At 40.0% G+C, this 13,832-nt stretch carries 14 protein-coding genes; 7 read left to right on the forward strand and 7 right to left on the reverse strand.

The genetic code is table 11. The features are described 5' to 3' along the window. Nucleotides 1-2: 2 nt before the first annotated feature. From L1077_RS09540 to hupB, 7 genes are all read left to right on the forward strand, one after another. Nucleotides 3-428, forward strand: a complete 426-nt coding sequence (locus L1077_RS09540; protein ID WP_239032940.1) for a nuclear transport factor 2 family protein — start codon at nt 3-5, stop codon at nt 426-428. 2 nt (nt 429-430) lie between these two features. Beyond that, a complete protein-coding gene (locus tag L1077_RS09545; protein ID WP_237136624.1) occupies nt 431-1,144 on the forward strand; it encodes an SDR family NAD(P)-dependent oxidoreductase in 714 nt (237 codons plus the stop codon). Beyond that, nucleotides 1,141-2,394, forward strand: a complete 1,254-nt coding sequence (locus tag L1077_RS09550; RefSeq protein WP_237136625.1) for an NAD(P)/FAD-dependent oxidoreductase — start codon at nt 1,141-1,143, stop codon at nt 2,392-2,394. Before L1077_RS09545 ends, L1077_RS09550 begins: the two co-directional genes overlap by 4 nt. Beyond that, nucleotides 2,391-3,116 (forward strand): DUF1365 domain-containing protein, encoded by a 726-nt coding sequence (locus tag L1077_RS09555; protein ID WP_063363715.1) that lies wholly within the window; start codon nt 2,391-2,393, stop codon nt 3,114-3,116. Before L1077_RS09550 ends, L1077_RS09555 begins: the two co-directional genes overlap by 4 nt. Before the next feature lies 1 nt (nt 3,117). After that, nucleotides 3,118-4,428, forward strand: coding sequence for a class I SAM-dependent methyltransferase (locus tag L1077_RS09560; RefSeq protein ID WP_440589541.1), 1,311 nt, complete (start codon nt 3,118-3,120; stop codon nt 4,426-4,428). Continuing rightward, nucleotides 4,400-4,918 carry a DUF2878 domain-containing protein gene (locus L1077_RS09565; RefSeq protein ID WP_237136626.1) on the forward strand — a complete coding sequence of 173 codons (519 nt, stop codon included), beginning with the start codon at nt 4,400-4,402 and terminating at the stop codon, nt 4,916-4,918. The genes L1077_RS09560 and L1077_RS09565 overlap by 29 nt, the downstream gene beginning before the upstream one ends. Before the next feature lie 152 nt (nt 4,919-5,070). Beyond that, on the forward strand, nt 5,071-5,346 hold the full coding sequence (gene hupB / locus L1077_RS09570; RefSeq protein ID WP_023397797.1) for a nucleoid-associated protein HU-beta: 276 nt from the start codon (nt 5,071-5,073) through the stop codon (nt 5,344-5,346). A 183-nt stretch (nt 5,347-5,529) separates the two neighbouring features. Here hupB and ilvN read toward each other — a convergent pair whose 3' ends face one another. The 7 genes from ilvN to ppnN form a co-directional block, all read right to left on the reverse strand. Continuing rightward, on the reverse strand, nt 5,530-6,027 hold the full coding sequence (gene ilvN, locus L1077_RS09575; protein WP_063363718.1) for an acetolactate synthase small subunit: 498 nt from the start codon (nt 6,025-6,027) through the stop codon (nt 5,530-5,532). After that, nucleotides 6,027-7,748, reverse strand: coding sequence for an acetolactate synthase 3 large subunit (locus tag L1077_RS09580; protein ID WP_237136627.1), 1,722 nt, complete (start codon nt 7,746-7,748; stop codon nt 6,027-6,029). Before L1077_RS09580 ends, ilvN begins: the two co-directional genes overlap by 1 nt. 491 nt (nt 7,749-8,239) lie before the next feature. Beyond that, nucleotides 8,240-9,247 carry an isocitrate dehydrogenase gene (locus tag L1077_RS09585; protein WP_237136628.1) on the reverse strand — a complete coding sequence of 336 codons (1,008 nt, stop codon included), beginning with the start codon at nt 9,245-9,247 and terminating at the stop codon, nt 8,240-8,242. 201 nt (nt 9,248-9,448) lie between these two features. Continuing rightward, nucleotides 9,449-11,134 (reverse strand): hypothetical protein, encoded by a 1,686-nt coding sequence (locus L1077_RS09590; protein WP_237136629.1) that lies wholly within the window; start codon nt 11,132-11,134, stop codon nt 9,449-9,451. Beyond that, on the reverse strand, nt 11,124-11,519 hold the full coding sequence (locus L1077_RS09595) for a DUF3192 domain-containing protein (protein WP_237136630.1): 396 nt from the start codon (nt 11,517-11,519) through the stop codon (nt 11,124-11,126). The genes L1077_RS09590 and L1077_RS09595 overlap by 11 nt, the downstream gene beginning before the upstream one ends. A gap of 78 nt (nt 11,520-11,597) precedes the next feature. Then, nucleotides 11,598-12,368 carry a flap endonuclease Xni gene (xni, locus tag L1077_RS09600; protein ID WP_237136684.1) on the reverse strand — a complete coding sequence of 257 codons (771 nt, stop codon included), beginning with the start codon at nt 12,366-12,368 and terminating at the stop codon, nt 11,598-11,600. A gap of 109 nt (nt 12,369-12,477) precedes the next feature. Next, on the reverse strand, nt 12,478-13,821 hold the full coding sequence (gene ppnN, locus L1077_RS09605; protein WP_237136631.1) for a nucleotide 5'-monophosphate nucleosidase PpnN: 1,344 nt from the start codon (nt 13,819-13,821) through the stop codon (nt 12,478-12,480). Nucleotides 13,822-13,832: the final 11 nt, after the last annotated feature.

A 13,832-nucleotide genomic window follows, 5' to 3' on the forward strand; every position in this document is an offset into this window, starting at 1 on the left:
AAATGGAACAGCACCTTAACAATTTCGTAGATATATATAATCAGCTTTCAGACAAAAACCTAAACTTATTAAAAAACATTTACGATGACAGTGTGGTATTTTCAGATCCGTTACACAAAGTCGAAGGAATTGAAGCACTGACAAAATATTTTGAAAACTTGTATGCAAATGTAAGTTCAATTTCTTTTGACATAAAAGAACACTATGTTGTAGATAACAAAGGTTTTTTATATTGGGAGATGCACTTCTCCCACAGCAAACTTAATAATAAGAAAAATATCACAGTCGCCGGCCATAGCCATCTTACTTTTAAAGGCTCTAAAGTAATAAATCATAGAGATTACTTTGATGTTGGCGCTTTGCTTTACCGAAACATACCTGTACTAGGTAGCGTGATCAAAACGCTAGAAAAAAGGGCGGTGTCTTAGGTATGGAAGCAAAAAGTGTACTAATAACCGGCGCTACGTCTGGAATTGGAGAGGCTTTAGTTAATCGTTACGCGCAGTCTGCCCAAGTAATCGCGTGCGGAAGAAACCAAGAGAAACTGTCGAAATTTGAATCAAGTGGCGTCTGCACTTCAAGGTTTGACATGACAGATAAAGAACAAGTTTTCGATGCTGCCAGCAAAATAGAAGCGCAAGATATAATCATTTTAAATGCAGGGGTTTGCGAATATATAGATGATGCGAATAAATTTGATTCTGCATTGTTTGAACGAGTTATTCACGCCAACTTGATAGCGACAGGATATTGCTTAGAAGCTTTCATTCCGAAAATCAAGTCAGGTGGACAACTCGTTATAGTCAGTTCTAGCGCGAGCTTTTTGCCGCTGCCCCGTGCGCAAGCTTACGGTGCGTCAAAAGCGGCATTAAGCTATTTAACGCGTGTTATGCAGGTTGAGCTCCAAGGTATTGATGTGACTTTGGTGCATCCTGGTTTTGTAGAAACACCATTAACCAACAAAAACGATTTCCCTATGCCTTGTTTAGTCACCGTAGAGCAGGCATCTGAGAGAATATATCAAGGTGTATTAAAACGTAAAAAGGAAGTGCATTTTCCAAGGCGCTTTACCTTGTTTTTAAAGTTATTTTCATTACTACCATTTAACTGGTGGCTGCCGTTAGCAAAAAGGATAAAACGTTGAAAAATATTGCAATAATAGGAACTGGGATCTCTGGACTTAGTGCAGCCTACTTACTAAATAAAAAACACAATATTACCGTATTTGAAAAAGAAGATAGGTTAGGCGGTCACACCGCGACTATTGATGTTGACACCCCCGAAGGCACAAAAGGCATTGATACCGGCTTTATCGTATTTAATGACCGTACTTATCCTTTATTTGAAAAGCTGCTTGATCAAATAGGTGTTGGGCGCAAACCAACACAAATGAGTTTTAGTGTGAAAACGGCAGATAAAGATTTTGAATATAACGGTCACACTTTTTTTTCGTTATTCGCGCAAAAACGCAATATTTTGTCACTCAAATTTTGGCGGTTTTTGTATAGCATTGTTAAGTTTAATCGGCTATCAAAAGACTTATATCACAGCGGTGATTACTCTAACTACACAAATCTGGGCGACTTTTTAAACGCACACGGGTTCGATGATTTTTTCAAAAAGCATTATATCTTGCCCATGGGCGCTGCAATTTGGTCTACCAGCTTAAAAGGTATGTTGGATTTTGAAATACAGTTCTTTATCCAGTTTTTTTATAACCACGGGCTTTTAGATGTTGCAGGTCGCCCTCAATGGTATGTTATTCCGGGCGGGTCGAAGCAATATATTGGTCCGTTAACGCAATCTTACAAAGATAAAATAAAGTTAAATACGGACATAAAGTCAGTTGTTCGGCATGATGACTATGTTGAAATCACTTTTCAAGATGGCCATACAGAGCAATTCGACGAAGTCGTATTTGCGTGCCACTCAGATCAAGCGTTGAAGCTACTTGGAGATGCCAGTGAGATTGAACGTGATGTGCTCGGTGCAATCCCGTATACGCCAAATAGCGTCGTTTTGCACACTGACGTGTCACTTCTACCTAAACGAAGAGCAGCTTGGGCGAGCTGGAATTATGCGTTAGACGAAAGCCAAACTCGCCCTGCTAGTGTGACTTATCATATGAATATTCTCCAAGGGCTATCATCCTCACAGCAGTACTGCGTAACGCTGAACAATGACAGTCAGATTGATCAAGAGAAAGTAATTCAAAAGTTTACTTATTATCACCCTGTATTTAATACACAGAGTATTCGTGCGCAAAAAAGAAAGTCTGAAGTAGATGGTGTCAATCGCACTTATTTTTGCGGTGCTTATTGGTTTAATGGCTTCCATGAAGATGGTGTTCGTAGCGCAGTTGACGTTGCCAAAAAGCTGGGAGTGGCATTTTGAATAGCGCCATCTATTTAGGAGATGTTAGGCATCGTCGCTTTGCCGTTTCTGAACATAACTTCAGATATCCTATGTATATGATGTGTATCGATTTGGATGAATTAAATCAACTCGATGATATTCATCCATTATTTGGCACCAAGGGGAAAAAGCTACTACGTTTTGAACAGGCTGATTATTTAGATGGGTCTGCTGGTAGTTTAAAGCAACGTGCATTAGATAAAAGTTTGGCGTTAGGTGTGGATGCATCTGATAGTAAAGTTTATTTAATGGGGCAGTGCCGATGTTTTGGGTATTATTTTAGCCCAGTGAACTTTTATTTTTTTTCCAAGGAAGATGGCGAATATACTCACATGTTGGCCGAAGTCAGTAACACTCCATGGAATGAGAGACATTATTACCTCGTGCCTCTTGGAAAAAAAGTGAACTTTGAAAAGACCTTTCACGTATCACCTTTCATGAATTTAGATATGGAATATCATTGGCATATCAAAGCACCAGCGCAACATGCCTTTGTCCATATCGAGAATAAAAAAGAGCGTGAACTCTTATTTGACGCGACTTTAAGACTGCGTAGAGTGCCGTTAGAAAAGCACTCTATTAGTAATTTATTAAAGCAGTTCCCGGCGATGACCTTTTCAATACTTAAGGGCATTTATTGGCAAGCGTTAAAGCTTTTTTTGAAGCGAGTTCCTTTTATCAGTCATCCTGGAAGTTTGTAAGATGGAAAAAACGACACAATCCTATAGTAGTGAGAGTAGTGAGAGTAGTGAGAGTAGTGAGAGTAGTGAGAGTAGTGAGAGCAGTGACAGCTTTTTAACAAAGATGTGTAGAACGTTGGTTTTAAAAGCGTTTGATCAAATCACTTGGGGACACATAAAATTAATCGATGGTGGACAAGAATTCTCTTTTGGCGACCAAAGTAGCGACGACAGTACAGTTATACATGTACAGTCAAACCAAATGTATAATAAGTTTGCACTGGGTGGCAGCGTTGGTGCTGGCGAATCTTATATACTCGGTCATTGGAGCTGTTCTGATTTAACTAAGCTAATAGAGATTTTTGTAGTCAATCAGGACGTGCTAGATGCATTTGAAAAAAAATTCGCACTAATCTCTGGCTTGTTTAATAAAGTCACACACTTTAAAAATCGTAATACAAAATCAGGTTCAAAGAAAAATATAGTTGCTCATTATGATTTGGGTAATGATTTATATAGCTCATTTTTGAGTGAAGAAATGCTGTATTCAAGCGCTGTATATCCCACTCATGATGCGTCGTTAGAGCAGGCTCAGCAGCACAAACTTAAAGAAATATGCGAGCAAGTCGACTTACAAAAAAGTGATCATGTAATTGAAATTGGAACTGGGTGGGGCGCTTTTGCGATTTATGCTGCGCAACATTATGGTTGTAAGGTGACGACGACGACAATTTCTGAAGAACAGCATGCCTATGTCAGTGAGAAAATTGCTGTGTTAGGGTTAGAGGGGCAAATTACGCTATTAAAAGATGACTACAGAGAGCTAAATGGCAAATTTGACAAACTTGTATCAATCGAAATGATTGAAGCTGTAGGCCATGAATACTTATCAGGCTTTTTTGAAAAATGCAGTAGTTTACTTAAACCAGATGGCATTATGTTGATACAGGCTATCACGATTGCGTGTCAGCGTTATCATCATTATTTGAAGAACTCTGATTTTATTCAGCAATATATTTTCCCAGGCGGGTGTTTACCTTCGATCACTGAAATGAGCAAACAAATGTGCAATAGTACTGATTTGGTCGTTCATTCTATAAAAGATATCGGCTTACATTACGCAAAAACGTTGTTTGATTGGCGGGAGCGTTTTGATAAGGCGTGGCCGTCTTTAGACAATCAAAAGTTTGACCAGCGTTTTTACAGACTTTGGGAGTTTTACTTGTGTTATTGCGAGGGCGGTTTTAAGCAAAGAGCAACGAGTGCCGTGCATTTAGTAGCAAGAAAACCAAGGTTTGTGAGTAATGATGAAAAAGTATTCTGTCGTTACTAATTTTGTTTTATTTCAGCTGGCTTGGTTTGGCGTTTTTTTCTTAAAAGAAGAGTCTATACCTGTCGTGCTCATGACAATAGCATTAATGTTTGCACTCAGTCCTGCTAAGGCTAGAGATGTAAAGTTTGTGTTAGTAGGGTTGTCCTTCGGGATGGCCATTGAGGTGGTTGCGGTCACTCTCGGAGTGATCGATTATGGCCCCGCTTTAATTCCATTGTGGCTTTTTTTGTTATGGCTGGCGTTATTGTTTTCATTTAGAGAATCTCTAAATAGGCTTTTTCATTTGCCATTAAAATATAGGGTACCCATAGTTTGGTTATGCACGCCTGGCAGTTATTACGCGGGCTCTAAGGCCGGTATTTTGTCTACTTTAGAGCCTCTGTGGGTTTTCTGGATTGTGTATGGGGCAATATGGTTTGTCGGTTTCGAATGTCTACGCTGGCTAGACGCTCAATCCTATATCAGACGCAATGGTGAGGTATTGAGCTAAATAGTTCCCTTTTTAGCTAAATATATATGGTACAAGCACAATTTGTTTGATTAATTTCGAATATAGTTGAATTTTGGCTTGCACTCATGGTTAAAATGAATAAACATAGAATTTGCTCCGGCAGAAAATAAAAAAATATAGGAATTTTTAAAATGAACAAAGCTCAACTAGTTGAAAAGATCGCGAACGACGCTGATATCTCTAAGACGGCAGCTGGCCGTGCATTAGATGCTTTAACTAGTGCTGTAACTGAAGCTCTAAAAGAAGGCGACTCAGTAGCACTAGTTGGTTTTGGTACTTTCTCTGTAAAAGAGCGTGCTGCACGTACTGGTCGTAACCCACAAACTGGCGCTGAGATCCAAATCCCAGCAGCAAATATCCCAAGCTTTAAAGCGGGTAAAGGCTTAAAAGATCAGGTTAACCTTTAGTAAACCACTGAATCATTCGGCTTTGGGTCTTACTTGAAGCCATCATTAAAAAAGAGCCCAAGGGCTCTTTTTTTAGTTTAAATACCACGTATATTTGGCGTGTAAAGCTAGTATAAATTCCAACCAAAATTTGCGCCGTTGTGACGGGCGCTGAGGCCCGTGCTAAAACGCAGCTGTATTTCTTTAGCTCTTAAGCGCTTTGTCGCCTCTGCCAATACCAACGGCACCAGATCTGACAAGCTCAATTAAGTCGCTTTCGTGGCGTAACATATCTAAAAAGCTCTCTATTTTATCCGTACTGCTGGCTAACTGGAGCGTATAGCTTTGCTTTCCCATATCTACAATAGTTGCACCGAAAACGTCACTAACGCGTGTTACAGCGGCTCTCATTGCTTCGTTCCTAGTGAATACCTTAACCATTAAAAGTTCACGTTCGATGTGATTGATTTCTGTTAAGTCGAACACTTTCAGAACATCCACCAGTTTATTAACTTGTTTTGTGATTTGTTCGACCACTCTATCATCTCCATGTGTTGTGATAGTGATTCGAGAGAGCGTTTTGTCATCAGTTGTGCCAACGGTCAAGCTATCTATGTTGTATGCTCTTTGAGAGAAAAGGCCAACTATTCTCGATAGGGCGCCTGGCTCGTTTTCTAGTAAGATTGCTAATATACGACGCATTATGCTTTCACCCCTTTTTTCAACCACATTTCATCAACTGCACCATGCTTAATTTGCATTGGATATACATGTTCACTTTCATCCACACGAATGTCTAAAAATACCAAGCGATCTTTAATCGAGAATGCTTTTTCTAATGCACCATCGAGCTCATCCGGATGATCAACGCGGATCCCAATATGGCCATAGCTTTGAGCTAAAGTCACAAAGTCCGGTAAGGACTCCATATAAGAACTAGAATGGCGGCCATCGTAAAGCATATCTTGCCACTGTCTTACCATGCCTAAAGAGCGATTATTGAGCGAGACAACTTTTACGTTTAAACCATATTGCAAGCAAGTTGATAGCTCTTGGATGTTCATTTGGATAGAGCCGTCACCCGTGACGCATACCACTTCATCTTGAGGGAAAGCTACTTTGACGCCCATTGCAGCAGGTAGCCCAAAGCCCATGGTGCCGAGACCACCAGAATTGATCCACTGACGAGGATTTTTAAACGGGTAGTATTGCGCTGCGAACATTTGGTGTTGCCCAACATCTGAAGTGATGTATGCATCGCCATTTGTGATCGTATGTAGTTTTTGGATAACGGTTTGTGGCTTAATTTTATCTTTCTCGGTTTCAAAGTCTAAGCACTTCATTTCACGCCATGATGTAATATCTTGCCACCATGCTTCTTGAGCGCTTCGGTCTATGGTCATGCTACTTTGATCTATGCCTTCTAGCAGCTGAGTCAAAACCGTGTCCAAACAACCCACAACTGGAATATGTGCCTGAATAGTTTTTGAGATAGATGTTGGATCTACGTCCACGTGCACAATTTTGGCATTGGGACAAAACTTTTCAACATTATTTGTTACTCGGTCATCAAATCTGGCTCCTAAAGCTAAAATCGTGTCTGCATTGGCCATTGCTTTGTTAGCTTCTAAAGAGCCATGCATGCCTAACATACCGATAAAGTTTGGATGATTTCCGCTTATTCCGCCCAAACCCATTAGCGTATTTGTAATAGGCGCGTTAAGCTTTTCAACAAGCTCAGTCAGCTTATCGGACGTATCTGATAAGATGATCCCTCCACCAGAATAAATGACTAGCTTTTTGGCCTGTAAAATTGCTTCAACGGCCTTCTTAATTTGTTTCGTATGGCCTTTTTTACTCGGATTATAAGTCCTCATATCTAGCTGTTGAGGCATTACATAGTTGAATTTTATTTGAGGATTTAGTACATCTTTTGGCAGCTCAACGACGACAGGTCCAGGTCGACCAGTACTGGCTAAGTAAAATGCTTTAGATAAGATCGCGGGAATTTCTTCTGCGTTTCGACAGTTAAAACTGTGCTTTACGATTGGTCTTGAGCAGCCAACAATGTCTGTTTCTTGAAATGCATCATCACCGATTAAACTAGAGGGAACTTGGCCTGATAAAACAACCATAGGGATGGAGTCCATGTAAGCTGTTGCAATACCTGTTATGCAGTTTGTCGCACCTGGCCCTGAGGTTGCTAAAACTACGCCTGTTTTTCCGGTAGCACGTGAGTATCCGTCAGCCATATGTGTGGCAGCTTGTTCGTGGCGTACCAAAATATGTTCAACATCGCTTTGCTCGAATAATGCATCATATAAGTCCAGTACAGATCCGCCTGGATAGCCAAATATGAATTCTACCTCTAAATCTTTTAGCGCCTTTACAACTAACTCGGAGCCATTAAATTGCTCATTCATTACCTCATTCCTCAGCCAAGCTAAATCTTGGCATAAAAAAACCCCGCATTTTGCGGGGTCGATGAAAGCATATACTCACACAGGCCCCTATGGACTTAACACTAAGACCACCACGAGAACCATTTGTACAAGCTTAACTAAATTCATTTCAAATCTACTAAATTATTTAAACTCTGTTTATTTAAAGGGCAATCGATGTTTCTGTCAAGGGGATGAGGCTTCTGTTTGCATAATATAGCCCTTTTTCGTGTTGATAAATTTGAAAGGTAGTATTTCAGTTTGTAAAAGCCAATAAATGCGCATAATTTATTGTGTTTTCTAGTTCTGAAAACGCAACAGTGCAACATGTATTTATAGGAAAATAGATTATCTCACAACGAGTTAGGAATATGTGTTAATCGTATTAATTGGAATAAGGGGATAGGAAGAAGCAAAAGCGGGTAGATGTTTAAAAGATAGCGCAAAGTGCGCTATCTTATTGAGGTACGTTATTATAGACGCTCAATTACAGCTTGTGTAAAGTCTGTTGTGCCGTGGTTACCACCAAGGTCACGAGTGGTGCGATCGCCTGATTTGATCACATCTGCAACAGCGCTACGAATACGCTCAGCTGTTTCACCCATATCCAAGTACTCTAGCATCTGAATAGACGCTAGGATAACTGACGTTGGATTAGCAAGGTTTTTACCCGCGATGTCAGGTGCACTACCGTGTACCGCTTCGAAGATCGCAGCATTTTCACCAATGTTTGCGCCCGGAGCCATACCTAAACCACCAACTAGACCTGCACATAGGTCAGAGATAATGTCACCAAATAGGTTAGTTGTCACTACAACGTCAAACTCATCTGGATTCATAACTAGTTTCATACAAGTTGCATCAACGATCATTTCTGCAGACTCGATGTCAGGGAAACGCTCACCCACTTCACGTGCAACTTTTAGGAATAGGCCTGACGTTGATTTTAAGATGTTTGCTTTATGAACAGCAGTTACCTTTTTACGACCCTCGCGCTGTGCAAGCTCGTATGCGAAAGTAACAATCTTTTCAGCACCTTCGCGTGTAATTTTAGACATTGCTTCAGCTTCAGTACCATCTTCAGATGTTACTTGGCCTAGGCCAGAATACATACCTTGCGTGTTTTCACGTACTGTAATGATGTCAATGTTGTCATAACGCGCTTGTGTACCTTCGAAAGACTTTACTGGGCGTACGTTTGCATATAGACCAAACTGCTTACGTAAAGTTACATTGATAGATGTAAAACCTTCACCTACAGGCGTTGTTAAAGGACCTTTTAATGTAAGCTTGTTGCGCTCAATTGCTTCTAGTGTTTCAGGTGGAAGAAGTTCACCTGTTTTTTCTAGCGCTGCAAGACCCGCGTCAACATATTCGTATTCGAAGTTACAGCCTGCTGCGTTTAAAATTTCAATTGCTGAGTCGATGATGCTTGGACCGATACCATCACCACGAATAACGGTAACTGTTTGCTTAGCCATTTAGTTTTCCTTTATCAAAATAAATTGTACACACATAAAAGAAGGACTTGTTTATTGTAGTCAATCAAATAAAAAGTGTGTGTTCGCTTGAAAAATTAAGCGCGTTTTATAGCAATTTATTCATAGATATTCCAGCAAGGAATGATAAAAAGGCATAAATTCTAGTTATGTCTGTTATATTCTATATTTATAGAATAAATATTATTCAATCACACTGTATAAAGATAGCTCGAGTATCGCGTCGTTCAACTCTGCCTCATCACGCCAACCAAACATACTTATTTGATTTTCTAAAACAAGGCGTTGCCAGCTAGTAGGCTCAAAAAATGCGCTGCTCCATTGCATAGCCAGTACCTTTATAGCGACAAATGTCTTAGCTTCTTCACTTAATGCATTATGCTTTTCTTTTTCTGATTGCATAAATGCGTTATGGGGGGCACTGTTATCAAAATGGTGAGCAAAATATTCGCCTAATTTGGCGGAGTTGAATTCTAAGAAGCCAAATAATCTTGCTAGAGAATATGGCGTGTTATCGTCACTTTGTTCACTAACACAGGTAAAGCGTTTAATGTCTATATCATGGTGTTTGAGCATAAATGCAATAACAGCACTGATTGGAGAAAGAACACTTTCATAGCCTTGTCCATAGGCTTGCTTTGTCAATGTCGCGAGGATCAGAGCGAGTTGTTGGTATTTATGCCAAATATCCAAAGCAAAAGGGTGCTTCAATTGAGAAATAACCTGTTCTATAAGCACGCGTTGGCATAGTAAGCTGGCAGTATCTAGCCCAACCATCGTTAAGCAATGTCGTGTGTTTGCGCCTTTTTGTGATTCGCGATTATATTGTTTGGCTGCTTGCTGCAGTGCTTGTTCAATATATGGAAAGGGCGCAATGGTTTTTTCTATCGCTCTAAAGCTACTAAAACTGTTTTTACCGAGCTTATCGATTACTGAATATGTAGGTTCAAATGCATCATTATCAGCTTCTAGTATCTGTGGCTCCACGTGACCCCACACTTTAAATAGCAGGTGTTTATCTGCGGTGCTAAACGGTCTGAACTCTAGTCTTAGAGGGTGCTGTGTTTTAACTAGTCGATCTATTTTTTTATCTTTAAAGGTGCAAATTATTTGATTCTTGCCATTAACTTGCAATAAAAGCGCTGTTTGCCCACGATACTGAGTTGAGCAGCCGACTGGGAAGTAACTAAACTGAGTGGCTAATTTGTTTAATGTATCGCGAGTGAACTCATCTTGGCTTGCCAAATACAGCTTTTTAACCGCTTGAGCCAATACGTTGGGCGTGGATTTTTTTATTAGTGACGTTGCAATAATTTGCGCTATGGCCACAATTAAGGTGATGTTGTCATACAAAGGTGTATTGAGTTTGCTCTTTAATGTTTCACAGTACGGATGTAACCTAGACATTATTCTTGCCGCTTGCTTATTGATGGAACCGCCATGCTCCAGCACTTTTACAGCAAGTTGATACCTGACTTTCCATATCTTCTTTCCCTGTTCTGTTAATGATTGACCACTAAGTAGCTTATCACTCTCATTCTTGACACATAAGAAACTGGCCAAGCAGGCAACAAGAAGCTCTTGGCGGATTTTATGGGAGTAGCCATGCCCTTGCGCAATCATACAAACTAGTATGCATTTCTTAACGACAAGATTAGTAGTTGGAGATAATTGCTTAAAGTGTAACGATAGGTAGCTATGAAGTGCATTTGGGCTGTGCTGATATGTTTCGGTATATAGCTGTGCTAACTCTGCAAGGGTTGGGAAAATACTTGGCCATTTTTGCTTGTTATAGTATAGCCTCAGTATTTGCTCAGTTTTATTTACCAGTTCAAACAGTTGTTTAGATACGTCTTTATTATTCGTCATTGGTGAGCGCTTTCTCGTAAGCTACTATGGCACCTGCACCCCATAAAATAAGTTGACCATTTTTAAACAGCAAACCGGTGCACTCATCTTGAGTGGTAATGCCATCAGGCTTCATTAGTTGTGTTCTGTAATACACAATTTGAAATACGGTATCGTCATCAGACTTTACATAGGTAAGATCTGGGCTTCCTAAATTATCTAACACGGCCTCTAAATTCATTTTTGTGTCAGGCCTAAGTTTACTGATAAACCTTTTATTGAATGCTTCTCTATCTTTCCAAAGCATGGCTCTTGGGTCATCTTTATAAAAGTTGATAACAAGATAGACAATACCCGCGTACACGGCGAGGCCGAGAAATATATATTGTAGAACTTTTTTTATCATTTACGTCACCTGAATACAGCACGCTAAGGTTATCTGAAGCATGTATCTATAACAAGTAATTTGAGTTTAACGCAACAACTACAGTCTAAGTTCTTTTAAAGTAAAGCCAACCTCAATATCCGTTCTAAGTGCCACAAGTGATTTGCTTAATATAAAGTTATCGATATCAGACTCAATTTTCTTTCTCGCAGTGGCATTAAGGTTTTGGCTTTCAAGCGCGTTTTCAACGGAACCAAATTCACTCAATACATCGATAGCTGTCTTTTTTCCAACCCCTTTGACGCCAGGAATATCATTGGTCTTATCACCCATTAGGCCCCAAAAATCATGAAGTTTATTTTTATCTATAGAAAACTTTTTCTGTACATCGTCTGCATTGATGGTTTGCTGCTTAAAATAGTCGTAAACACTGATATGTTCACTGATTAAAGGTAAAAATCCTTTATCAGTCGACACTATGGTAGAGCTAACGCCATGGCTTGCCGCTTTAAATGCCAAAGTAGCAAGAATATCATCTGCTTCATCCTGCAAAGGAAAGTAAGCTTTGACATTGTGTTCGGTAAACCCTGTTGCAACCGTTTCTAAACTTGTTTTTAGTTCGCTAGGCATGGGCTTTCTAGTTGCTTTGTACTGTGGGTAAAGATGATATCGCCAGCTTCTGTCACCATCAAACACGGCAATGGCGTGGCTTGCTTGAGATGCTTTTAGTAATTTTCGGGTCGCATTTTTTACCCGTTGGGTAGAACTTTTAATGATTTGCTCATCTGTCAGCCCAGATTGTTCGCAATCAACAGCATAAATACGACGAATTAGGTTCAGTGCGTCAATCAGAAGTAAGTGAGCCATAATTATAATTTAATTAACAATAAGTTGCTGGTGTGGGGATTATAACAGAGGGGAAATGAGAGTTCATCGCCCCATATTGGTTTTGTTTACTGAGTTGACAGGTGTGTTGTAACTAAGCCTGAATTTTATAACAGGGTTCGTATTTGCTACCAGGCAATTTCATTCGGCCTTGACTAACAAAAGCTTGTAGCAGCCTATCCATATCTGTCATAAGTGATTTATCACCAGACAGAATATAAGGACCATGTTGTTTAATGGCTTTTACACCGTTGTCCTTAACATTCCCCGCAACGATCCCTGAAAAAGCGCGTCTTAGATTTGCTGCAAGTATTTCCTTGGGCTGTTTTAGGTGTAAGTTGAGTGAAGCCATGTTCTCATGCGTTGGTTCGAAAGGCATTTGAAAAGGCTCTTCAATTTTAAGTGTCCAGTTAAAATAGTAAGCATCACCTTCCGACTTTCTGTACTCTCTCACATTGGGCATTTCTGATTTGATGTATTTTGCTACACGTTCAGGGTTATCAATGATGATTTCAAATTTATCGAGTGCTTCTTTACCCAGAGTTTTTTCAACAAATTTTGCAATTTCGTCAAAATAAGCCGCGCTAGAGGAGGGGCCTGTTAAGATCACTGGCAACACTTGCTTTTTATTTTCTGGGTGGAGCAAGATCCCAAGTAAATACAGCAGCTCTTCTGATGTACCCGCGCCACCAGGGAAAATAATAATGGCATGTGCAGTTCTAACAAACGCTTCAAGTCGTTTTTCAATATCTGGCAATATGACCAACTCATTGACGATTGGGTTTGGTGGTTCAGCTGCGATGATACTGGGTTCTGTCAGACCCAAATATCGGTTGTTGGTGATACGTTGTTTTGCATGCCCAATTGTAGCGCCTTTCATCGGCCCTTTCATTGCGCCTGGCCCGCAACCTGTGCAGATATTTAATCCTCTCAGACCTAGTTGGTAGCCAACTTCTTTGGTGTATTTATATTCTTGTTCGTTTATTGAGTGACCACCCCAGCATACCACCATATTAGGATCTGTATTGACCTCTAAGGCATCTGCATTTCGCAACATGTCAAATACCATGTGGGTAATTTCTTTGGGGTCAATCAGGCTATCTTGGTGTCGTTGACAAATGAATAAGATGTCGCGAATTACAGAGAATATGTGTTCGTGGATCCCGTTGATAATTTTGCCATCAACAAAAGCAGATTCAGGCGGGTTTGTTAACTCTATTTTTATGCCGCGCTCGCGCGCAACCAATTTGACATTAAAATCCTCAAACTTGCGATATATTTCATAGCTTGAGTCTGTGTGGCTTCCTACGTTGAGAACAGCTAAAACGCAGTTTCTAAATAATTGATACCTTTCAAAAGTGGATGACTGTTGTAATAAGTCGACTTCTAGTTGTGATAGTAAATTAAGAACTCCAGTGGGGTTTAGCTGTACATGCATAGGCATTCTCC

The organism is Pseudoalteromonas luteoviolacea, assembly GCF_021654285.1.
GTDB lineage: Bacteria > Pseudomonadota > Gammaproteobacteria > Enterobacterales > Alteromonadaceae > Pseudoalteromonas > Pseudoalteromonas luteoviolacea_J.